22 protein-coding genes are annotated in these 22,367 nt (G+C 67.4%); 5 read left to right on the forward strand and 17 right to left on the reverse strand.

Annotated features, from left to right (window positions below):
• Window positions 1-14: 14 nt before the first annotated feature.
• Complete coding sequence (locus ACFQQD_RS02645; RefSeq protein WP_378085908.1) at window positions 15-644, forward strand: hypothetical protein; 630 nt, start codon at window positions 15-17, stop codon at window positions 642-644.
• Window positions 645-677: 33 nt separating this feature from the next.
• Here ACFQQD_RS02645 and ccsB read toward each other — a convergent pair whose 3' ends face one another.
• The 5 genes from ccsB to ACFQQD_RS02670 form a co-directional block, all read right to left on the reverse strand.
• A complete protein-coding gene (gene ccsB, locus ACFQQD_RS02650; RefSeq protein ID WP_378085910.1) occupies window positions 678-1,895 on the reverse strand; it encodes a c-type cytochrome biogenesis protein CcsB in 1,218 nt (405 codons plus the stop codon).
• Window positions 1,896-1,898: 3 nt separating this feature from the next.
• Window positions 1,899-3,578 (reverse strand): cytochrome c biogenesis protein ResB, encoded by a 1,680-nt coding sequence (locus tag ACFQQD_RS02655; protein WP_378085912.1) that lies wholly within the window; start codon window positions 3,576-3,578, stop codon window positions 1,899-1,901.
• On the reverse strand, window positions 3,575-4,345 hold the full coding sequence (locus ACFQQD_RS02660) for a cytochrome c biogenesis CcdA family protein (RefSeq protein ID WP_378085914.1): 771 nt from the start codon (window positions 4,343-4,345) through the stop codon (window positions 3,575-3,577). The genes ACFQQD_RS02655 and ACFQQD_RS02660 overlap by 4 nt, the downstream gene beginning before the upstream one ends.
• 8 nt (window positions 4,346-4,353) lie before the next feature.
• On the reverse strand, window positions 4,354-5,055 hold the full coding sequence (locus tag ACFQQD_RS02665; RefSeq protein WP_378085916.1) for a TlpA family protein disulfide reductase: 702 nt from the start codon (window positions 5,053-5,055) through the stop codon (window positions 4,354-4,356).
• 137 nt (window positions 5,056-5,192) lie between these two features.
• Window positions 5,193-5,861, reverse strand: coding sequence for a histidine phosphatase family protein (locus tag ACFQQD_RS02670; RefSeq protein WP_378085918.1), 669 nt, complete (start codon window positions 5,859-5,861; stop codon window positions 5,193-5,195).
• 108 nt (window positions 5,862-5,969) lie between these two features.
• Here ACFQQD_RS02670 and ACFQQD_RS02675 point away from each other — a divergent pair, with 108 nt between their 5' ends.
• Window positions 5,970-6,830 (forward strand): hypothetical protein, encoded by an 861-nt coding sequence (locus tag ACFQQD_RS02675; RefSeq protein ID WP_378085920.1) that lies wholly within the window; start codon window positions 5,970-5,972, stop codon window positions 6,828-6,830.
• Window positions 6,831-6,854: 24 nt separating this feature from the next.
• Here ACFQQD_RS02675 and ACFQQD_RS02680 read toward each other — a convergent pair whose 3' ends face one another.
• From ACFQQD_RS02680 to ACFQQD_RS02700, 5 genes are all read right to left on the reverse strand, one after another.
• Entirely contained in the window at window positions 6,855-7,517 is a 663-nt protein-coding gene (locus ACFQQD_RS02680; protein WP_378085922.1) for a redox-sensing transcriptional repressor Rex, read from the reverse strand.
• The gene (locus ACFQQD_RS02685; RefSeq protein WP_378085924.1) at window positions 7,514-7,786 is read right to left on the reverse strand and encodes a glutaredoxin family protein; all 273 of its coding nucleotides are present in this window, start codon (window positions 7,784-7,786) and stop codon (window positions 7,514-7,516) included. Before ACFQQD_RS02685 ends, ACFQQD_RS02680 begins: the two co-directional genes overlap by 4 nt.
• A 93-nt stretch (window positions 7,787-7,879) precedes the next feature.
• Window positions 7,880-7,978, reverse strand: a complete 99-nt coding sequence (locus ACFQQD_RS02690; protein WP_009882927.1) for a 30S ribosomal protein bS22 — start codon at window positions 7,976-7,978, stop codon at window positions 7,880-7,882.
• A 141-nt stretch (window positions 7,979-8,119) separates the two neighbouring features.
• Window positions 8,120-8,305: a helix-turn-helix domain-containing protein gene (locus tag ACFQQD_RS02695; RefSeq protein ID WP_378085926.1), complete on the reverse strand. Its 186-nt coding sequence runs from the start codon at window positions 8,303-8,305 to the stop codon at window positions 8,120-8,122.
• Window positions 8,306-8,487: 182 nt separating this feature from the next.
• The gene (locus ACFQQD_RS02700; protein WP_378086099.1) at window positions 8,488-9,624 is read right to left on the reverse strand and encodes an acetoin utilization protein AcuC; all 1,137 of its coding nucleotides are present in this window, start codon (window positions 9,622-9,624) and stop codon (window positions 8,488-8,490) included.
• 257 nt (window positions 9,625-9,881) lie between these two features.
• Between ACFQQD_RS02700 and ACFQQD_RS02705 the strand changes: the two genes are divergently transcribed.
• Window positions 9,882-11,381: a TrkH family potassium uptake protein gene (locus ACFQQD_RS02705; RefSeq protein WP_378085928.1), complete on the forward strand. Its 1,500-nt coding sequence runs from the start codon at window positions 9,882-9,884 to the stop codon at window positions 11,379-11,381.
• Window positions 11,374-12,045: a potassium channel family protein gene (locus ACFQQD_RS02710; protein ID WP_378085930.1), complete on the forward strand. Its 672-nt coding sequence runs from the start codon at window positions 11,374-11,376 to the stop codon at window positions 12,043-12,045. Before ACFQQD_RS02705 ends, ACFQQD_RS02710 begins: the two co-directional genes overlap by 8 nt.
• Window positions 12,046-12,133: 88 nt before the next feature.
• On the opposite strand, the gene proC is transcribed toward ACFQQD_RS02710, so the two are convergent.
• From proC to ACFQQD_RS02745, 7 genes are all read right to left on the reverse strand, one after another.
• Complete coding sequence (gene proC, locus ACFQQD_RS02715) at window positions 12,134-12,964, reverse strand: pyrroline-5-carboxylate reductase (protein ID WP_378085932.1); 831 nt, start codon at window positions 12,962-12,964, stop codon at window positions 12,134-12,136.
• On the reverse strand, window positions 12,961-13,824 hold the full coding sequence (locus tag ACFQQD_RS02720) for a sugar phosphate isomerase/epimerase family protein (protein ID WP_378086101.1): 864 nt from the start codon (window positions 13,822-13,824) through the stop codon (window positions 12,961-12,963). The genes proC and ACFQQD_RS02720 overlap by 4 nt, the downstream gene beginning before the upstream one ends.
• Before the next feature lie 22 nt (window positions 13,825-13,846).
• Complete coding sequence (locus tag ACFQQD_RS02725) at window positions 13,847-14,875, reverse strand: Ppx/GppA family phosphatase (protein ID WP_378085934.1); 1,029 nt, start codon at window positions 14,873-14,875, stop codon at window positions 13,847-13,849.
• Between the two features lie 30 nt (window positions 14,876-14,905).
• Window positions 14,906-17,737, reverse strand: a complete 2,832-nt coding sequence (topA, locus tag ACFQQD_RS02730) for a type I DNA topoisomerase (RefSeq protein ID WP_378085936.1) — start codon at window positions 17,735-17,737, stop codon at window positions 14,906-14,908.
• 167 nt (window positions 17,738-17,904) lie between these two features.
• Window positions 17,905-18,630, reverse strand: a complete 726-nt coding sequence (locus tag ACFQQD_RS02735) for an ArsR/SmtB family transcription factor (RefSeq protein WP_378085938.1) — start codon at window positions 18,628-18,630, stop codon at window positions 17,905-17,907.
• 80 nt (window positions 18,631-18,710) lie between these two features.
• On the reverse strand, window positions 18,711-20,417 hold the full coding sequence (locus tag ACFQQD_RS02740; RefSeq protein ID WP_378085940.1) for a methyltransferase: 1,707 nt from the start codon (window positions 20,415-20,417) through the stop codon (window positions 18,711-18,713).
• Window positions 20,414-21,367, reverse strand: a complete 954-nt coding sequence (locus ACFQQD_RS02745) for a rhodanese-related sulfurtransferase (RefSeq protein WP_378085941.1) — start codon at window positions 21,365-21,367, stop codon at window positions 20,414-20,416. Before ACFQQD_RS02745 ends, ACFQQD_RS02740 begins: the two co-directional genes overlap by 4 nt.
• 182 nt (window positions 21,368-21,549) lie before the next feature.
• Between ACFQQD_RS02745 and ACFQQD_RS02750 the strand changes: the two genes are divergently transcribed.
• Window positions 21,550-22,263, forward strand: coding sequence for a GNAT family N-acetyltransferase (locus ACFQQD_RS02750; RefSeq protein WP_378085943.1), 714 nt, complete (start codon window positions 21,550-21,552; stop codon window positions 22,261-22,263).
• Window positions 22,264-22,367 lie beyond the last annotated feature (104 nt).

The following is a 22,367-nucleotide window of genomic DNA, read 5'->3' on the forward strand; positions in this document are numbered from 1 at the left end:
GCAAGACTGATCCCGTGAGGACACCGATTTTCCGTCACACCGCTGCCGTGGCCATCGCCGTGGCAGCGCTGACCCTGGGAGGATGCATGAATCCCGAGTCCGACGACCAGCCCGACGCCGAGGCGCGGTCCGCAGAGTACGGCAGAACCATCGAGCAGGAGCTGCCCCCTCTCGTGCGAGCAGCCGGCTGGGACAGCATCGGCACCCTCACCGAGAAGAGCTGCCTCGGCACCGCTGACCCGGAAGAAGCTTCCCGCAACACCCGGTGGACCGGCAGTTCCGGCGCGAGCGGGCTGTCTCAGAGCGAGGCCGAGGAGATTGCCGACGACGTCCGGTCGACCGCCGAAGAGAACGGGTGGGACCCGAAAGAAGGCAAAGGACCTCACGGTGACCGGGTCTACGGCGCTTCCAAGGGCGACCTCACTCTCACGGTGACGTACCACACTGGCGCCGGCAGACCCGAGCTGACCCTGTCCCTCGACTCTCCCTGCCTGGACATGCCCAGCGGGCACACGATGAGCCGGTCCGAGCTGGACCCCATGTACGGGTCCTCCGACCCGCTGTACCCCAACGACGACCGTTCGAAGTTCACCAACGGCAAGGCCAAACCCCTGCCGAGTCCCTCCGAGGACGCAGCCGGGTAACTGCCCGCGGTTCCCGTGCGGGACCGAAACCCGTTACTCCGGGAGACCGGCGTACGAGTGCAGTCCCGGGAACACCGTGTTGACCACGGCGAAGTTGAACACCAGGCAGGCGAAGCCGATGATCGACAACCAAGCCGCGCGCTCCCCCGTCCAACCGCGGGTGGCACGGGCGTGCAGGTAGCCGGCGAAGACCACCCAGATCACGAACGTCCACACTTCCTTGGTGTCCCATCCCCAGTACCGCCCCCAGGCCTGTTCGGCCCAGATGGCCCCGGCGATCAGGGTGAACGTCCACATCACGAAACCGACGGCGTTGATCCGGTACGCCCAGTTCTCCAAGCTCAGGGCCGGCGGCACCAGCTGCATGAAGGCCGGCTTGCCGCTGCCCCCGGCACGCATGCGCGCCTGACGACGGCTCTGAATGAGCTGCAGGACGCTCATCGCAAAGGTCAGGGTGAACAGCGACGACGCGAGCACGGCAATCGAGACGTGAATGACGATCCATGGGGACTGCAAGGGTGGCTGCAGGTGGGCGATCGGCGTCGGGAAGCCCATGGTGGCCGCGCACATCATGATGACGACGAGCCCGGAGACGAAGGTTCCCAGGAAGCGGACGTCCTTGCGGATGAGGAACAGCAGGTAGACCGAGCAGACCAGCAGCGCGCCCGTGGTGCAGAACTCGTACATGTTGGCCCACGGCACTCGCTGGGCAGCCACACCCCGGGCGATCACCGCGAAGGCGTGCACCAAGGCGCCCACCACCATCAAGGCCACCGCCACGTTCGCCGCCGGTCGGCGGGTGGTGCCCAGATAGGCCATGTCGTCGTCGACCAGCCCATCCCCCGAGTCGCCCCCGGCGCCGGCCGCCGCGCCGTCCGGCGCACCGCCGATGCGACCGTCCAGCCGACCTTCGGCCGGTCCGAAAGCGGAACCGGAGGCAGCAGTCGACGGGGCGGGCTCCGCCGTCGTGCTGTTCTCCGCCTCCGAGGGTCCGACGCCGGCTCCCACCAGTTCACCGCGTCCCAGTTCACCCCGCCCCGATTCACCGCGCCGCTGAGCGACCGCGGTCCGGGCCTCGCGGGAGGCGCCGTCAGAGGATTCGTCCGCCAGTTCTGCTTCGAGGGTGCGGATGGTCTTGGAGGAGGTCGCCATATCGAGGGCGAACACGATGAACGCCGCCGCGTAGATCAGAGCGGCGATCAGCATGAACAGGTCGCTATAGCTGGCCAACTGCATATTGATGGACGGCATGGTTTACTCCGGTCGATTCTGGGTGCCGCCGGCGGTCCCGGCGGAGGTCGTTTCAGTGTCCTCGGGGGCGACCACGGGCCACATCTTCTCGAACTGCCGCCGCAGGGAGACATTCTCCTCGCGCAGGCCGAAGTCCTCACCGCGGGCGAGCAGTCCGTACTCCACCATGGTGGACCCCTCGGGGTCCGTGGCGCCACGAACCCATACCCGGCGACGGCGGACGAACAGGCTCACGCCCAGCGAGAGCAGGGCCAGGATGGAGAAGAAACCCACACCCCATTTGCCGGGATCGTAGTGAATGTCCAAGCCCACGAAGCGAGTCACCCCGTCGAAGCTGATGGACCCCTTGCCTTCGGGCAGGTCATAGGACTCGCCCGGTTTCAGGGTGATTCCGCCGGCCTCCGTATTGCGACTGTTCAGCTCGGTGAGGGTCTCGGTGTCCAAGACATAGACGTTCTGCGGCTCCCCGTTGTCCAGGCCCAGGTCCCCGTAGTAGCTGTTCAGGTTCAGTTCGGGGCTGTACAGCCCGGGATCGACGGAGACGGCCACGCCGTCGTCGCCGGTGTAGGCCGTGGGCAGGAACAGGCCCACGAAGCCGAGCTGGTCGGGCCGGGCGTCCGGGGCTTTGATCACCATCAGGGAGGTGTACATCTGGTCCTGCACCTGGGCCACCACAGGCCCCTGGTAGGAGATGTCCCCGTTACCGTCCCGCACGGTGACCTCCGGGGCGTAACCGTTGCCGACCAGGTATACCCGGGTGCCGCCGATGTCCAGCGGATGATTGACCTTGAGCTGTTGCTTTTCCGGTTCACCGCCCGTGCCTTCCTGGACCGTCATGCTCGCCGTGAAGTCCAGGGGCTGGCCGTAGTGGGTCTCCGACTCGCGGTCGAACTCCGCCTCGAACTTGTCCAGGGTGAGGGAGAACGGCACCAGGCTGTCCTCGGAGAAGGCGCTGCCCGGAGTGAAGGAGTCATACGCGACCAGCGTGTTGGCGAAGCCCTCTCCCTCGACCAGGATCTTCTGGCCGCTGTAGCTGAGCAGCGACCCGGCGGCCATGAAGGCCAGCACGCCGATCAAGGACAGGTGGAACAGGATGTTGCCGATCTCGCGCACATAGCCGCGCTCGGCTCCCACGGAGGCGCCGCCGTCGGGCTCCTCCCGGACCTGGACGCGGTACCCGCGCTTCTTCAGGTACCGGGACGCCTGGTCCACCGCCGACCGCGGGGACGGTCCGCTGGGTTCCAGGACGACCCGGCCGTACTCGGGCAGCCGGGACAGCCGGCGCGGCGTTCGCGGCGGTGCCGCACGCAGGGCCTTGGCATGCTTGATGGCGCGCGGGACCACACACCCGATCAACGAGATGAACAGCAGCAGGTAGATCGCCGAGAACCAGACGGAGGAATAGACGTCGAACATCTGGAGTCGGTCCAGCCATTCGCCCTGCACTGGGTGCTGATCGATGTAGTCGTTGACGATCTCTGGTCCGGCGGGGCGCTGTGGGAACAGGGAGCCGGGCACGGCGGCGACAGCCAGCAGGAGCAAGAGCATCAGCGCGGTGCGCATGGAGGACAGCTGAGTCCACAGGTACCGCAGGGTGCCCCGGAAGCCGAGGGCGGGAAGCTCCACGTCGGGGCGCTGCTGTTTGGGACGCTGCTGCTTCGGGCGCTGTTGTATGGGGCTCAAATCGGCAACCTGACGTCGTTGGCGAACCAGGTCTGTAGTTCAACGACCCAGGTGTTCCAGAGCCCGGAGACCATCAGCAGACCGAGCACGATCAGCAGACCTCCGCCGAAGCGCATCACGGCCAGGCGATGGGTGCGGAAGAAGGCGAGGGCGCCCATGCCACGGCGTAGTCCCAGGGCGATCAACAGGAACGGCAGGCCCAGGCCGAGGCAGTAGATGAAGGCCAGCAGGGCGCCTTTGCCGGGGCTCGGCGAGCCGGCGGTGGACAGGGCGAGGACTGCGCCCATGGTCGGGCCGATGCACGGTGCCCAGCCGAGGCCGAAGGTGATGCCCAGTACGGGGGCGCCCCACAGTCCCGCCCGGGGCCGGACGTGGACACGGCGTTCGCGTTGCAGGAAGCCGAAGCCGCCCATGAACACCACACCGAGAACCATCACCACGACGCCGAGCAGTCGGGTCAGCCACTCGCCGTCACCCTGCAGCCAGAAGGTCAGCTGCGAGAACACGATGCCGACCAGGACGAAGACCGTGGAGAACCCGAGCACGAACAGTGCGATGCCCAGCAGCATGCGGCCGCGCCTCTGGTCCTGCAGATCCGCCCCGGTCAGTCCGGTGACGTAGCCCAGGTAACCCGGCACGAGCGGCAGCACGCACGGCGAGAGAAAAGACACCAATCCCGCCAACAGCGCGATGGGCGCGGCGAGCAGGATCGAGCCGTTCATGACGGTCTCGGCGAACGGGTTGGCAGGATTGACGGCCGGCAGCATGAACGGACTCAGACCTGCCCCGGGGCAGAGTCACCAGACGCTTCAGCGGCCGTCTCTTCCACGACCGTGGTGATCAGGCTCTTGAGCGTGGAGGGATCCGCGACACCCAGGATCCGGGAGGCCACCCGGCCCTGCCGGTCCAGCACGATGGTGGTGGGTACCGCCTGTGGGGGCACGTAGTCGGTCATCGCGAGCAGCACCTGGCCGCCGCGGTCCTCCAACGAGGGATAGGTGATGCCGAAGTTCCGCTCGAAGGCACGGGCGGTATCGGCCGTATCGCGCACATTGACGCCCACGAAGCGCACACCCTCGGATTCGAACTGCTGGTGAAGCTGGCGCAGGTCAGGCGCCTCCACGCGGCAGGGGGCGCAGGCGGCATACCAGAAGTTCAGGACCACGGGGTCGCCCGTCCAGTCACCGGAGCTCACGCTCTCGCCCGAGAACGAGGTCGAGGTGAACCGCACCGGCTCGCCGCGCTCCTCGGCGGCGATCTCCAGCACGGAACCGTCTCCGGCGATGTAGTTCTTGCCGTCCGCATTGCCGGCCTGGGCTGCGAGCGGGTCATCGTCCGAACAGGCGGCCAGCAGCGGCAATGCTGCAGCTCCGGCGAGTCCGGCCAGCACCTTCCGTCGGCTGAGGCCGGCCCCGACGCGAGTGCCGGAGCGGGCGCCGGAGCCGGATGGTGGGCTGGGCTGATGCGGAACGGTCATGGCGGATCCGGATACTTCCATCGGAGAGTGGGCGTCCTCTGGATTCTACCGGCTGTAGTAGAACCTGATGGAATCCTGTGAGGGACGGCGTTGTCGGCTTCTCGCGGGCGTGGTCACACGCCCGGCAGAGCGCTCTGCTACGCGCCCGGAAGATTGGAGGCGTTGGCCAGCAGTGCGGCATTGGGTTCGCGGTACTCGATGCTCGGGACCGCTCGGTCACGTTCGAAGTGCAGGGAAGTGACGGAGGTCAGGGTGCATTGCCGCCGTCGGGGGTCATGCCACAGCGGGCGCCCCTCCGCGGCCAAACGGGTGACCCAGATGGGCAGCTGATGTGAGACCACGATCGCCTCGGCCCCCTCCCCGGCCACCTCCACCGCACGGTCCCGCAGGTCCTGAATACCGTCGGCCATCCGGGCGACCTGGGCGCGATACGGTTCTCCCCACGAGGGGCGGAACGGGTTGACCAGGAAGGGCCAGTGCTGCGGGTGTCGGAGCTGACCGGCGACCCGCGAGGTGCCCTCGAAGTGATTGGCGGCCTCGATGAACCGGTCGTCGGTGTCCACCTCGAGCCCCAGTAAGTTGCCGATGGGTGCCGCCGTCTCCTGCGCTCGCTGCAACGAGGACGAGACCAGCAGTGCCGGAGTGCGCCCCGTGATGCGGGCCTGCTGCTCGAACCAGTCGCCGAGATCCGCGGCCATCCGGTGGCCGAGCTCGGAGAGGTGGTACCCCGAGATGCGACCGTAGAGAACCTGGTCCGGGTTGTGGACGTCTCCGTGGCGCACGAGATGAACGGTCGCAAAAGGCATGGTTCCATACTGTCAGACTGCGGCGGGCGACCCAGCCGGGCGATACCGTGGAGGGCAGAATCAGCGCACCGGCCGGGGAGCCGAGTGTTCACCGAGGAAGGATTCGCCATGACCGAGCAGAACCCCGAGAAGCCGGAACAGCCAGAGCAACCAGAGCAGCCAGAACAGCCAGAGCCGCGGCAGCAGCAGCCCGGTCGCCCTCTGGAGGATTCCGCCGGGCGTCCGCAGTACGGCATCCGCTTGACTCCCGAGCAACAGGCCGAGCACCAGGCCCGGTTGAACGAGGCCCAAGCCGCTCAGGCTACTCAGGCGGCTCAAGCGAGCCAGCCCGGTCAGGGCGAGCCCCCTCAGCAACAGCAGCCCTACGGCCAGCCTCCCTACGGGCAATCGCCCTACGCTCAGTCTCCGTACGGCGAGCCTCCGCAGCACCCCTCCCCCTATGGGCAGCCGCCTCAGCCCGGTGCCGCGTCCTATGGTGCCCCGCCCTATGGTGCCCCGAACCAGGGAGCAACCCCGCAGTTGGGCCCGATTGAAAGGCCCCAGCAGATCGACCGGGCCTATTGGCTGATCATCGCGGCCGGAATCGCCTTCCTCATCATCGAGATGATGACGGTGTTGTCTCCGAACATGGGTCTGACCCCCGAGATGATGGACCTCTACGAGTCCCAGATGGAGACCGCCGGCGTCTCGATCGACATGGCATCGCTCATGGAGTCCATGCGCGTCTTCGCCATGGTCTTCACGGTGGTGCTCGCCGCCCTGTACTGGGTGATCGCCACCGGTATTCGTCGCGGCTCCAACGCCGCCCGGATCATCGGCACGATCTTCGCCGTGCTCTCCTTGACCTCGTTGTTCACCTGGGGTGTGGTCTACGTGGTCCTGGGCGTGGCCGGCATCGTGTTCACGTACTTGCGTCCGGCCAGCGAGTATTTTCGCGCCAAGGCCTGGGAGAAGGCGCTGCGCCGCTGATCAGTCGGCCCACCCCTGCACTGGCTAGTCTCCTGCCCGGCGATCCTCATCGCGCAGTTCAGCCTGGTGGAAAGCCAGGATCTGCAGTTCGGTGGACAGGTCCACGGCCCGGACGGACACTCCCGAGGGAACCTCCAGGTCGACGGGTGCGAAATTCAGCAATCCCCGGATTCCGGCGGTCACCAGCTGATCGGCCACCGACTGCGCGACGTCGGCCGGCACGGCCAGGATGGCCAGGCGCGCCCCGGTCTCGGTGATGACGCGCTCGACATCGTCCATGGACTGGACCACCGTCGGCCCGCACCGGGCCCCGGCGAGCCGAGGATCGGCGTCGAGCACGGCACAGACCCGCATCCCCCGGTCGGCGAAACCGGTATAGCCGGCCAGCGCGGAACCGAGGTGGCCGGCGCCGACGAGGATCACCGCTTGGTCCTCGGCGAGCCCCAGGGCGCGGCTGATGGTCTGCTCCAAGGCCGTCACCGGGTAGCCCACGCCTCGGCGCCCCAGTTGCCCCAGGCTGGAGAGATCTCGTCGCAACACCGCTGGACTGACGCCCGTACGCCGGGCCAATTCGGTCGAGGAGACGCGCAGAGTTCCCGCCGCCGCCAGAGTGGTCAGGGCTCGCAGATAGACGGGCAGCCGCGCCACCGTCGGCCGAGGCAGGGCGGACGCCGTCGGAGTGCTCATGCGCTGTGCGCGGTCAGCAGTCGTTCCAGCCGCACCGGATCGATCCGCCAGAAGTCTCTTTGGACCCCGTCCACCAACAGGACCGGGATCTCCTCGGCATGGCGCTCGGCCAAGTCCGGATGCTGCGCGATGTCGACCTGCTCCCAGCGCACCCCGAGCCGGCCGCAGACCTCCTCCACGACCTCGACCGCATCTGCGCACAGGTGGCAGCCGGCTTTCACCAGCAGGGCAACGGTCGGTGCGGACGTTTCAGACGGTGGAGTAGTCATCGCTGTCATCTTAAACGACTCTTAAACGACATCGGGGCCACCCCGGCCTGACGGCAGGATGACCCCGATGCGGCGAGACGTCGCGGTCCGCGCCTACTTTTTGTTGCGGCGCTGGTGACGCGTCTTGCGCAGTTGTTTGCGGTGCTTCTTCTTGGACATGCGCTTACGGCGCTTCTTGATCACTGAACCCATAGGGAAACCTCTTGCTTGGTTGGTGAATCCGCAACAGACGACTGTTGAAGATCCGGCGTCATAGGTCAAAACGTTCCCTAACACCTTACCCTGACCTCGGGCGTGCTCACGAACTGGAACGTCTGACGGGCCGAGCGGCCCTTAGCGGTCGTCCGTTCCGGTGGCCTGCCCGTCCGTGGAACCGGTCTGCAGGATCTGCTCGACGGCGGACTCGGGGACCCGGTAGGAGCGTCCGAAGCGCACAGCGGGAAGCTCTCCGGCGTGAATCATCCGGTAAACGGTCATGCGGGACACACGCATCATCTCGGCCACTTCCGTGACCGTCATGAAGCGCGTGTCGGCGAAGTTACCGGCATCCACCACGTTGAGTTCCCCTTTTCCACTGCTTGGCGTACCTCTGGCGCCAACGGCGCGTCTACCCCGCCAGGCGTGGCATCCTCGGACATCGTATCGAACACTCCGTGCACATCTGTCACCGCATGCACACGTACAGAGCATACATCGGCGTGTCAGTCGAACCAGGGGTCTAGACCGTGATAAGGAAAGATCTCTTTCCTGGTGGCCATAATGGTCTGGTCCACGGCGTCCGCAGGATCGTAGCCGCTCTCCCACGAGCGCCACCAGACGTCGCCGCCGTCGGACATGGTTTCCGGGATTCCGGCGAGCCCCACTGGTCCGGCTGCGCCCGCCGCCCGAGCCGCCTCGAGCCGCCATTCGTGCGGAATTCGGGTGCCGGAAGGCAGCGGTCGCCCGGTGGCCACGGCCACCAGATGCGTCCAGACCCTCGGCACCACGGAGAAGGGACTGTACCCACCGCCACCGGTGGCGAACCAGCGGTCCCCGGCGAAGTCACGCGCCCAGTCGGCGGCGTCCAGCACGAGTTGCCGCTGACCATCCACGGAAAGCCGGAGGTTGGTCAGCGGGTCCTCACCGTGCCCGTCGCAACCGTGCTGGGTGACGAGCACCTCCGGAGCGAAGACCCCGAGAAGCTGCGGGACCACCGCGTGCACCGCACGGAGGTATCCCGAGTCCCCCGTCCCCGGAGGCACGGCCACATTGACGACCGAGCCGAGCGCTTGGGGACCGCCGGCGTCGTTGGCGAAACCGCTGCCGGGGAACAGGGAGATTCCGGTCTCGTGAATCGAGATGGTGAGCACTCGCGGATCGTGCCAGAAGATCGATTCCACACCGTCTCCGTGGTGGGCATCCAGATCCACATAGGCCACGCGCTCCGCACCCAGGTCCAACAGGCGTTGGATGGCCGCGGCACAGTCGTTGTAGATGCAGAAGCCACTGGCCCTTGACCGGCCCGCGTGGTGCAGTCCGCCGGCGAAGTTCACGGCATGGCGAACCTTCCCCGTCCACACCGCCTCAGCCGCGTCCACCGATCCACCCAGGATGCGGGCCGAGGCCTCGTGGATGTGCGGGAACACCGGATTGTCCTCGGTGCCCAAGCCCAGATCCTGGCGGTGGGGTTCCGCCCCCGAGCTGACCGCCCGGACCGCCTGGATGTAACCGGGGTCATGGACCGAGGCCAGCAGCTCATCGGAGGCCACCGTCGGCGTCAGGATCCGCACTCCCGGCCGGTCGAACAGCTCGAACGCCGCGGACAATCGCTGGGTCAGGTCCAATCGCACCGGCGCCATCGGATGATCCGTGCTGAACTTGTACTGCAGCAACGCCTCGTCCCAGACGACGGCGGTCCCGGCGTCCGCGCCGGTCGTATTGCAGGCTCCTCTGCCGTCCGCTCTGCCGGCGGAGTCGCTCTCTGTGGTGGTCATCACTGCACAGACTATGCTTCCCGGGTCACTCGCCGCAGGTGATGACGGCAGTGCGCCCCGATCACCCCGGGAACGCAGCCATGGGGGATGATGGGTAACGTTCGTGACGTCGGAAGGTAGGCATGACCCGGCAGAATCCCGGTCCCGGTCCGCGGCGACGCCTCGGCCGGCGGATCCCGGCCCCGTCGATCGGCCCCGTCGTCCGCCCCGGCCCCACCGGGCGGACCCCGATGAAACTCGAGGGTGGACGCACCGGGGTGTGGGCACTGCTCGGCCGCGTCCGGACCTTCATCTCCACGGTGGCCGGTGCCTCACCCGCCCGGGCCGCGCTGCTCGTCTTCGCCCTCGCCACCCTGTTGTTCACGGCTCTGTTGTCCCTACCAGCGGCGTCTCAGTCGGGACGGGTCACTCCCTTTCACGATGCGCTGTTCGTGGCGACCTCGGCGGTGTCCGTGACTGGCTTGACGCCCGTCAACACCGGCGAGCACTGGAGCCTGTTCGGTCAGGTGCTCATCCTCATCGCCATTCAGGCTGGTGGCCTGGGCATCCTCTCCATGGCTGCCCTGCTCTCCCTGGCCGTCTCGAAACGGCTCGGGGTGCGCTCCAAACTGATCACCCAGGAAGGCATGACCACCGGCCGCATCGGCGAGGTGGGCTCCCTGCTGCGGATCGTCGTCGTCACCTCTTTCACGCTGGAGGGCATCCTGGCGTTGATCCTGACCCCCCGGTTCGCCGTGCACTCCGGATCACTCTCCGAAGGGCTGTGGAACGGGGTCTTCTACGCCGTCTCCGCCTTCAACAACGCCGGATTCGTGCTGCATGTGGACGGGCTGGAGTCCTTCGTCGGAGACCCGTGGATCATGTGGACGATGATGGTGGGCGTCTTCGCCGGAGCCCTGGGTTTCCCCGTGGTCATGGTGCTGCTCAAGCACCGTTGGCACTGGTCGCGCTGGAATCTGCACACCAAGCTCACCGTCAACACCACCGTCATCCTGTTGCTCGGCGGCGCACTGCTGATCGGCATCTTCGAGTGGAACAATCCGGACACGCTGGGACAGTTCGGCGTGGGCGGGCGCATCGAGTACTCGCTATTCGCCTCGGTGATGCCGCGCTCGGGCGGCTTCGCGGTCTACAACATGAATGACCAGACGCCGGAGACGCTGTTGCTGACCGACGCGCTGATGTTCGCCGGCGGCGGCTCCGCCTCCACGGCCGGCGGCATCAAGGTCACGACCATCGCCGTGATGTTCCTGGCCATCATGGCCGAGGCCCGGGGTGACCGCGAAGTGACCGCCCACGAACGCACCATCGCCCCCGGCTCCCTCCGTGTGGCGATCGCCGTGTTGGCCCTGGGCGCCAGCCTCGTCCTGGTGGGGACCATGGCCCTGGTGGCGATCAGTGACGAGACACTGCAGCGCCCGCTGTTCGAGGCACTGTCCGCTTTCGCCACCTGCGGATTGACCTCCGGACTCAGTGAGGAACTGCCGCCCGCGGGCAAGTACGTGCTGACAGCCCTGATGTTCGCCGGTCGTGTTGGTACGATCACCTTCGCGTCTGCGCTGGCTCTGCGTCAGCGGCGCAATCTGTTCCGGTACCCCGAGGAGAGGCCGATCATTGGCTGAGAACCGTCCGGACCCACACGCCCCCGTGCTGCTCATCGGCCTGGGGCGTTTCGGCACTGCCGTCGGCGAGCAATTGGTGGAGCAGGGTCGCGAGGTCCTGGCCATCGAGCGCGACCGCTCGCTGGTGCAGAAGTGGTCAGGCACGCTGACCCACGTGGTGGAGTCCGACGCCACCGACCTCGAGGCCCTCCGCCAACTCGGCGCTCAGGAGTTCAACACGGCCATCGTCGGGGTGGGCACCTCCATCGAGTCGTCCGTGCTGATCACCGTGAATCTGGTGGATCTGGGCGTGGACCACATCTGGGTCAAGGCCATCACCCCGGCACACGGAAAGATCCTGCGGCGGATCGGCGCTCATCACGTCATCTTCCCCGAGCACGACGCCGGTGTCCGCGCCGCACACCTGGTCGGCGGGCGCATGCTGGACTTCATCGAGTTCGACGACGACTTCGCCATCGTCAAGATGTATCCGCCGGCCGAGGCAGTGGGATTCACGCTGGCGGAGTCGGACATCCGCGCCAAGTACGGCGTGACGATCGTCGGCGTGAAGACGCCCGGCGAGGATTTCACCTATGCCCAGCCGGACACTACGGTCGGCCCGAGGGACACGTTGATCGTCTCCGGCCACACCGATCTGCTCGAGCGCTTCGCCTCCCGCCCCTGATCCCCGCTCCCCTCCATCTGACGGTCAAAAGTGCCCCGGATTTAGGGGTTACTGGCGAGTATCTGGGGCACTTTTGACCGCCAGATGTTTAGGAGGAGGCGAGCTGCTCGGAGATCTCCGCGCTGCGCGCCGCGGAGGCCTGCATCCCCCGGGCGATGAGGTCGGCGAGCCCGGAGTCCAGGTAAGACTCGATGGCGGCCTCCGTGGTGCCGTTGGGACTCGTCACAGCCCGGCGCAAGGCGGCCGGGTCCGCGTCCGGTTCGGCCAGCATTCTCCCGGCGCCCGCCACCGTCGCCGCAGCCAGGTCCTTCGCCACAGCCTCGTCGAGCCCCAGCTCCACTCCCCCGGCCGCCATCAGCTCGGCCAGTAGGAAGACATAGGCGGGACCGGATCCGGAGACGGCCGCGACGGCGTCGAGTTGGGATTCGGCCACCCGGTGCACCGTCCCGGACCCCTCGAACAAGGCGGCGACCGCGTCCAGGTGCTCGTCCGTCGCCTCGGGCCCGCCGGCCATTCCGACGACGCCCATCCCCACGGTGAGCGGCGTGTTCGGCATGGTCCGCACGACCGGCTGCCCGGCCGGCAGATGACGTTGCATGGCGGCCAGCGGAATCCCGGCGGCCACGGAGACCACCACGGTTTCCGGCCTCAGCGCCTCGGAGATCTCCCGGCACAGGGACAGGATGTCCTTCGGCTTGACCCCCAACACCACGACGTCGGCCCGAGAGACCGCGGTGCGGTTCGCCTCCGGATCGTCATCGGTCGCGGTCACGGCCACACCGAAGCGGTCCTGATTCGCCCGGGCCTTCTCGCTGGAGTGTCCGGTGGCCTGGATCTGGGCCGGATCCGTTCCGGCCGCGAGCATTCCGGCGAGGATGGCGCCGTTCATGTTCCCGAGTCCGAGCAGGGCGACGGTCATCTGATGATGGTCCTTTCCGTGGCGCGGGCAGCCCCCGCGGCGAGGTGTTGGCGGGCGAACTCGAGTGAGTAGATCAGCATCTCCTCACGTTCGCCGGCGTATTTGGTCTTGCGGGTGCCGACCTCCACACAGACGGCACCGTCCCAACCGGTCTCCCCCAGGAACTCGATGCACTCGGCCACCGGCTGGTCGCCGTCGCCGGGCAGCAGGTGCTCGTCGCGTCCATTGGCGGTGCCGTCGGTCAGGTGAACATGGCGAAGGCGATCACCGAGCCGATTGAAGGCCTCCAGGGAATCGGCCTGGGCGATCGCGGCGTGGGAGAAGTCCCAGATCACGTGCTCGTAGCTTTCGGGGACCGGGTCCCAATGCGGCAGGTACATCCGGGCCTCGCGACCACCGGCGCGCCACGGGTACATGTTCTCCACACAGATCTGCACGCCGGTGCCGTCCATGATCTCCCGGATGCCCTCGGCGAACTCGGAGGCATAGTTGCCCTGCCACCGGAACGGCGGATGCGCCACGACCACTTCGGCCCCGACCTCCCGGGCCAGGTCGGCGCTCTTGGCGAGCTTGTTCCAGGCAGATCCCCAGACCTGCTGAGTGAACAGCAGTGTGGGCGCGTGGATCGAGTGGATCGGCATGCCGTGCTGGTCGGAGAGCCGGTTCAGCTTCACCGGGTCCTGTGACCAGGAGTTGTGCGTGACCATGATCTCCACGCCGTCGTAGCCCAGATCCTCGGCCATCGCGAACACATCCTGGGTGCCCAGAGGGAACACCGAGGACGAGGACAGGGTCACGGGAATGTCCGTGTGGTGAACGGATCCTCGTTCCTGTTCTGTTTCTCGGTCCTGTTCCGGCACGGGATCTGGCGAAGCGGTCTGATCAGTCACTGGTCACCCCTACGGAGAAGCCGGGCAGCATCGGATCCGGATTGAGGTACAGGTGCCCCACCCCCGGGGTCCCTTCTCGGCCCAGGATCCCTTCCTGAACCAGCGCATCGAGCCTACGCATGATCAGGCCTTCGCGCAGGGCCCAGGGACAGATCTCTACTTCGTTCACGCCGAAGGTCTCCATGGCCGCCTCGGCCACCATCCCGCCGGCCAGCATCTGCGCGGCACGCACTTCGGACACTCCGGGCAGTTCGGCACGTTCCTTGACTGTCATGGCGGCCATCCGGTTGTTCCACAGCTTCAGATCCTGGATCCGCAGGTGGCGGCGGGTAAAGATCCCAGCCGCGGACGGAGCGGCCCCGGTGATGCGGGCCAGGGAGCGGAAGGTCTTGGACGTCCCGGTCACCAGGACGGGGGCCGTCAGCTGCGGAAACCCGGCTGCCGCGTCCGCGACCGTGGAACGGATGTGCTTGCGCAGCTTCTTCGTCGACTTCGGTGTGGGCGGGTCCCCCGTGAGCCAGTCCCGGGTCAGACGGCCGGCACCCAGCGGGATGGACACCGCATAGCTCGGCAGCTCGTCCGTGCCGTAGGCGATCTCGAAGGAGCCCCCGCCGATGTCGAAGTTCAGGATCGTGCCCACGTGCCAGCCCTGCCAGCGCCGCACGGCGAAGTAGGTCATCGCGGCCTCTTGGTCCCCGGACAACTCGGTCAGGTGCACCGAGGTCTCCCGAGTCACCCGGTCCAGCACGGCGGCCCCGTTGGCGGACTCCCGGATGGCCGAGGTGCAGAAGGCGATGAGGTCTTCGGCTCCATTGGACACGGCGAAGAAGACGGCCTCCCGGATGAAGGTGATCAGCGCGTCCTGACCGGACTCCTTGATGCGACCCTGCTCATCCAGGTGCTCCAGCAGGGACAGCGAGCGCTTGTGGTCGGCGAACGCGGACGGGCGTGCGCCGGCACGGGCATCCACCAAGAGCAAGTGAACCGTGTTCGAACCGATGTCCAGCACGCCAAGGCGCATCGTGGTTGTCCTGCTTCCCGATCCTCGCCGCTACTTCTTCGCCGTGCCGGCCGCGGCCCTCGACCGGGAGGATGAGGAGCGCGCCGGCTTCTTGGCCGGCCCCTTGGCCCTCTTGTCCGCCAGCAGTGCGTAGGCCTCATCCGCGGTGAGCCCCTCCGGGTCCATGCTGCGCGGCACGGTGACGTTGGTCTCGCCGTCGGTGACGTAGGGGCCGAAGCGGCCGTCCTTGACCACCACCTTCTTGCCCGACGCCGGATCCTCACCGAATTCCGCCAGCGGCGGTTTCGCGGCCCCGCGGCCACGCTGTTTGGGCTGGGCGTAGATGGCCAGGGCCTCGTCCAGGGTGATCGTGAAGAGCTGCTCCTCGGACTCGAGCGACCGGGAGTCGGTGCCCTTCTTCAGGTACGGACCGAAGCGACCGTTCTGCGCCGTGATCTCCACGCCCTCAGCGTCCTGGCCGAGCACCCGCGGCAGGCTCATCAGCTTCAGCGCGTCCTCGAGGGTGACCGTCTCCAGGGACATCGACTTCAACAGGGAGGCCGTGCGGGGCTTCTCCTTGACCGGCTTCTTCTTCGGCTTGGGCTTGCCGTTCTTGTAGTACTCGGTCGGCTGAGCGTCCATCCAGGCCTGGATCTCGTCCTCGGACATCTCCGGGATGACCTCGGTGACGTAGGGGCCGAAGCGACCGTCCTTCGCCACGATGGTGCGCCCGGTGTCCGGGTCGGTGCCGAGTTCGCGTTCGGAGGGTCCCGCCGTCGCGAAGATCTCCTCGGCCTTCTCGGCTGTCAGCTCGTCCGGCGCGAGGTCCTCGGGAAGGTTGGCGCGTTCCGGCTCGGTGCCCTCGGGAGCATCGGCGGGCACGTCCTTCTCCAGGTACGGACCGAACTTGCCCACACGCAGGGTGATGCCCTCGGCCACCGGGATGGAGTTCACGGCGCGGGCGTCGATGTCGCCGAGGTTGTCCACCACGGCCTTGAGGCCCTCCTGGCTGGACTCGGCACCGAAGTAGAACGTCTGCAGCCAGGCCTCGCGCTGCACCTCACCGGCGGCGATGCGGTCCAGGTCGTCCTCCATGCGGGCGGTGAAGTCGTAGTCCACGTAGCGCCCGAAGTGTTCCTCGAGCAGACGGATGACGCTGAACGCCGTCCAGGACGGGACCAGGGCGTTGCCCCGCTTGGTGACGTATCCGCGGTCCATGATCGTGGAGATCGTCGGAGCGAAGGTGGACGGGCGTCCGATCTCCCGCTTCTCGAGTTCGGCGACGATCGAGGCCTCCGTGTACCGCGGCGGCGGGGACGTCTCGTGACCCGAGGCGGTGACGTTCTCGCCCGTCAGCGACTCGCCCGTGGCGACCTCGGGCAGGCGCTTGTTCTTGCCTTCTTTCGCCTCTCCGGAACCGGTCGCCTCGCCGGAACCGGAAGTCTCCTCGGCGCCGACGTCGCGCCCTTCCTCATAAGCGGCGAGGAAGCCCGGGAAGGTGATCACGGTGCCCGAGGCGGTGAAACCGGCGGACTGGCCCTTCGCGGGGCCGGAATCGGCGGTGCCGGAGAGCTTGACGGTGGCGGTGTAGCCCTTGGCGTCGGCCATCTGGGAGGCGATGGTCCGCTTCCAGATGAGCTCGTACAGCCGGAACTCGTCCCCGCGCAGCGATCCGGAGACCTGGCCGGGGGTGCGGAAGTGGTCGCCGGCGGGACGGATGGCCTCGTGAGCCTCTTGCGCCGAGTCGTTCTTGGCCTTGTAGACCCGCTTGGCCTGCGGAATCGACTCGGGGCCGTAGAGCTCGGTGGCCTGATTCCGGGCCGCGTTGATGGCCTCGTCCGAGAGGTTGACCGAGTCCGTACGCATATAGGTGATGTAGCCGTTCTCGTACAGGCGCTGGGCGACCTGCATGGTCACTCGCGAGGAGAACCGCAGTTTGCGTGAGGCCTCCTGCTGGAGCGTCGAGGTGGTGAACGGGGCCGCCGGCCGGCGGGTGTACGGCTTGTCCTCGACCGAGTCGACGCTGAACGTGGCGCCCTGCAGACCATCGGCCAGCGCGGTGGCCGTGTCCTCAGTCAGGGTGGCCACCTTGCCGGCGGCGGACTTCTTGAGCTGACCGCGGTCATCGAAGTCGCGCCCGCTGGCGATGCGCTGGCCGTCCACGGTGTTCAGCCGTGCGGTGAACGACTCACCGGCACCCTTGCCCTCGTCGGCCGTGAAGGTGCCCTCCAGATCCCAGTACGACGCCGGCACGAACGCCATGCGTTCGCGCTCGCGTTCCACCACCAGGCGGGTGGCGACGGACTGCACGCGGCCCGCGGACAGCCCCTGGCGGACCTTGCGCCACAGCACCGGGGAGATCTCGTAGCCGAACAGCCGGTCCAGGATGCGCCGGGTCTCCTGAGCGTCCACGAGATCCGCGTCGATCTCTCGGACGTTCTCCAGGCCGCGGGCGACGCCTTCCCGGGTGATCTCGTTGAAGGTCATCCGGTACACGGGGACCTTGGGCTTGAGCTCCTGCAGCAGGTGCCAGGCGATCGCCTCACCCTCGCGGTCGGCGTCCGTGGCCAGGTAGAGCGCGGAGGCGTCCTTGAGCTCCCGCTTGAGCTCGGTCACCCGCTTCTTCTTCTCGGGGTAGACCACGTAGTACGGGTCGAAGCCGTTGGTGGTGTCCACGGCGAACTTGCCGTAGGGACCCTTCTTCAGGTCCGCCGGCAGGTCGGACGGCTGCGGAAGGTCCCGGATATGGCCTGCCGACGCGTCGACCACCCAGCCCTCACCGAGGTATTTGGCGATGGACGCGACCTTGGTGGGGGACTCCACGATGACCAGCTTCGTTCCGTCTTCGGAGAATGCGGTCTTCTTGGACGTCTTCTTGGACACTCAGGCTCCTTCTGGTCGCCGGGCGGGGACGTTCACTGAGCCGGGACGGCCCGATGAGGGGCCGCTGTCGACTTCACAGCAGAGCGCCCGGTGCCCTACCAATGTAACGGCACCAGCGGACTACTCCTTGACCGGCGGCGCGACCTGGAGCGATGGCGTCCGCTCGATCAGGGGTGTTCGCCGGTTTCCGGTGCCGAGTCTGCCAGAACGGAGACGAGGTAATAAACACGCTCGGCGTCCACCGAACGCTCCGAGGCCGGATTCAGCTCCTCGAACTCATCGATCAACGCCTTGAGCCGCTGCTGGAACTCGGCGCGCTGCTCGGCGTTGACGAACACCATGCCGGTGGAGAGCACCGGCGGGCGTCGACTGCCGGGCTCCGACACGTCCACGTCCACGGTCTGTCCGTCCAGGGGGACGTTCGAGTCCTGCGCCTCCTGCACCGCCTGCTCCGCGGCCTTCCTGAGCCTCTGGTCCTCGGCCTCGCGGCGGGCCACTTCCTTCATGATCCGGTCACGGAAGGTGTTCAGCTGGACGTCGATGAAGGCCTGTTTGGACGCCGGGGTGTGATTCAGCGAATCGACGAGCAGCGACGAGCCCGCGGCCTTCCAGCGCCGCTCCCGACCGTCGCCCTCCGACGGCGACCGTTCGACGAAACCGTACTTCTCCAGGGCCCGCAAGTGGTAGCTCATGGCCGACGGCGTGAGCCCGCAACGAGAGGCCAGTTCGGTGGCCGTACGAGTGGACTGAGAGGCGTAGAGCTCCTCGAGTGCCTCCAGTCGAGCCTCGTGGGCCAGCGCCCGGATCGCCTGGGGGTCGGAGATGACGACCGGCCGACGGGGGGCGGCCACCGGGCCACTGTCGGGCCGCGGAGCGTCGTCTAGATCAGTCATGAACAGATATTCTAGACAGACCTTTCACATCCCGGGTGGCCCAGTTCACATTTCTGGCTCTGAGAAACGCCGGATCGCCCTCAGGACGCGACGAGGAACCCGTCCGCGAACAGGTCGGCGACGGCGGCCATCAGGGCCTGCTCCCCCGCTTCGTCCAGGTCCAGCAATCCCGCGACGGCCCCGGTGAGCTGACCGACGGAGAACTCCCCGTCCGCGGCGGCCATGAACCCGGCGGTGGCCGTGTCCAGACGGGCCGTGCGCCGGAACGACCCGCCCTGCCGGGCAAGGATGACCTCGGGGTGCTCCGCGCCGAACCGCTGATGCCGTTCCTCGGTCACATCGGCAGCCACCCGGAGACGCAGATCCCTCAGCTCCGCCGAACCGTCCACGGATCCCGCCGCGATCGTGTCCCACCGATCGACGGCATCAGCCCACGCCGGGCCCAAGGGCTGCTGCAGTTCGCCCTCGAGGACCTCGGTACGGATTCGGCCGGCGCGTGGCTCGGCCGGCCGGCGCAACCACAGGTAACCGAAGCCGACGGCGGCCACCTCCCGGGCCGCGAACCCGTCCAGATAGTCTCGGTAGCCGGCCGCGTACCGAGCGGGATCGAGCTGTTCGGACGAGTCCTGCAGCCACGTCTCGGCATAGCCGGCCGGATCCAGCAGATCTCGCTGAATGATCCAGGCGTCGAGGCCCTCGGGAATCCAGCGGCGTGGACGCTCGTCCCATCCGGCCTGTTGCGGGCTCGTGGCCCCCGGCACCGAGTCAGACGGCACGGAGTCGGACGGCGCCGAAGCGCCCGTCGGGATCTCCCAGTTGCCGAGCATCTGTGCGATGCCGCCGGGTTCGAGATGGTCGGGCAGGGAGGCGATCAGTTCGGCGAGCAGATAGTCGCCGGTGCGGCCGCCGTCGCGGTAGGTATTGATGCCGTCAACCGGCTCACCGGTGAGCCGACCCGGGTCCGACGCCGTCCGTGGGGAGATGACGAACGGCGGATTGGACACGATCAGGTCGAACCGCTGACCCGCCACGGGCTCCAGCAGGTCTCCCGCAAGGAGGGTGACGCGCCCGCCGGGGCCGAACAGCGCCGTCCGGGCATCCAGGCCGAGGGCCCTGGCATTGAGGACCAGGTTGAAGGCGGTGAAGCTCAGGGCCCGAGTGGACAGATCGGTGGCCGTGACGTGCTCGGCGTGCGCCAGCAGATGCACGGTCTGAATGCCGCAGCCCGTGCCCAGGTCCAGGGCCCGGCGAACCGGACGCCGGATCACGTTGCCGGCCAGCGTCAGCGAGGCCCGGCCGATGCCCACCACGTGCCAGCCGGGCAGCGTGCGCTCCGTCTGCAGGGCGGTCTGGTCGCTGGTGATCCACAGGTCGCCGTGATCGTCGGTGGCATACGGGGAGAGATCCACCACGGGATAGAGAATGTTCTCGCGCAGCAGACCGAGGTTCAGGTCTGCCGCGCCGTGGGCTCCCAGCCGAGGCAGCGCGGCATCGACCAGTTCGGCTCGAACCGGATCGCCCAGCATCCACAACGAGACGACGACGACGAGCGCGCGCTGGGAGTCGGCGGCGCCGTCGTCGTGCATGATCTGTTGGACCCGGCGGCGCGCCGGCTCCGCCTGCTCCCGGTCCAGCGCGGCCAGGGCCGTCTCTCCCAGCAGTTCGCCGAGGGCCTCCGTGGTGTACGGCAGCACCCGCAGGTCCTCGGCGAGGTGCTCGACGGCAGGGGCGTCCCAAGCCGGGGGCTCGGTCATCGGCTCATTGAACGGCCGGCGAAGTTCGGTCATGCCTCCATTGTGGGGGCCGTGGCGCCGGTGTCGCTGGCACCGGCATGGTGAGCGCCGGCATGGTGGGCACAGTCCTCGCAGATCCGGTCTGGGGTGGCCGCGGCGCAGTCGTCACAGACGGTGTCCAGGGTCTGGCAGGACGGATCGGAGCAATTGCGCAGCTCATGGGTCGGAGTCCCGCAAGCGGTGCAGCGCCCGAGGATGGCGGCGTGGTCGGAGAACTCCAGGTGCATCCGGCGATCGAAGACGGCGAGCGAACCCTCCCAGAGACCGCTGTCCCCGTAGGCGTCCCCGTAGGTCGCGATGCCCCCGTCGAGTTGGTAGACCTCGCCGAAACCCCGGTGGCGCATCAGTGCGGTCAGGACCTCGCAGCGGATGCCGCCGGTGCAGTACGTGACGATGGGTTGGTCCTTGAGGTCGTCGTACTTGCCCGACTCGAGCTCGTCGATGAAGTCCCGGGTGGTGGTGGTCTCGGGCACCACGGCGCCCTTGAAGCGGCCGATCTTGGCCTCGACGGCATTGCGCCCGTCGAGAAAGACGACCGGGGTTCCCTCGGCCTCCTTGGCCGCCACCAGCTGATGCAGCTCCTCCGGCGTGACATGGGTGCCGGTGTCCTCCACGCCGTCCTCGGTGACGGTGATCTCCTCCGGGGCGTCAAAGGTCACCAGCTCGGGACGGACCTTGACCGAGAGCCGGGGGAAGTCCTCGGCTGACCCGTCCGACCATTTGACCTCCAGGCCGGCGAACGGCCCGTAGGAGCGGGTGGTCTTCACGTATTGCTTGACCGCGTCGATGGGGCCGCCGACGGTGCCGTTGATGCCGTGCGGCGAGACGATGATCCGGCCGGTCAGTCCCCAGTGGGAGGCCAGGGCCTGCTGCCACAGGCGCACCGCCTCCGGATCGGACAGCGGAACGAATCGGTAGTACAGGGCAATCTTGGACACGCTCACCGGTCAAGGTTAGTCCGGTCCGCTCCCCACTGCAGATCCTCACTGCAGAAGTGCCTGGTTATTGTTCCCCTTGATGTTTCCGGTGAGTTTTCCTGGTTTGTTCCTCGTGAGCGCAGATGACGATTTGATGTGAATCACTCTGTGGAGTGCGGGCAGTGGCCCCGTCCGACTAGTCTCGTGCCATGACTTCTGCCCTGAACGACGCTCTGGTCGGCACATGGGTGACCGGCTGGTCCCGCTGCCGCAATTACGATGTGCAACACGGCGGCAAGGTCCATGCTGCGTTGCGCCAAGGCCGCCGCTCTGAAGAGGGACAGGACTGGGAGTATGTTCTGACCCGCCCGGACGAGGACGCTCTGAGGACCGTGGCTGCCGAGGTTCAGGGCCACCCCGGTCGTCTGCTGACGGTGGTGGGCCCGCCGCCCACCATTCCGGAGGACGTACCGCTCACGGTGGTTTCCGGTGGTGAGAAATTCATGGTCCTGGACATGGACGGTCAGGACGTGGAAGCCCCGATCGTGCCGGAGGAGTTCGAGGCAACCGTCGAACGCCACGATCCGGACTGGTTCCTGCTGACCATCACCACCTCGGACGAGCACCCTCAGGGCGACGGCGTTGTGGCCGCTCGGGGTCGCGTCACTGCCGTGGACGGCTATGCCGTGTTCGACAGGATCTGGACCAACCCGGAGTTCCGCCGCCGGGGACTGGGCACCCTGGTGATGCGCTATCTGGCGTCCTTGGCGCTCGAGCACGACGTCGAGGAGGGCCTACTCGTGGCCAGCTCCGACGGCCAGGCGCTGTACGGTCACCTCGGCTGGACCGAGCTGGCCGAGGTCACCGTCTACGGCTCTCCTGAGGACCACACCGGCAATCCGTCCCATTCGGACGCCGGCTGAGTGCACCCGCACGGGGAGCAACAGCAGGGCGGAACGGACGGACTGCCCCGTACCGATGACCCTCGCGACGCCGAGGCCCTGAGTCGCATCCTGGCTCGGCCTGC

It is taken from the genome of Citricoccus sp. GCM10030269 (genome assembly GCF_042665635.1).
GTDB lineage: Bacteria > Actinomycetota > Actinomycetes > Actinomycetales > Micrococcaceae > Citricoccus.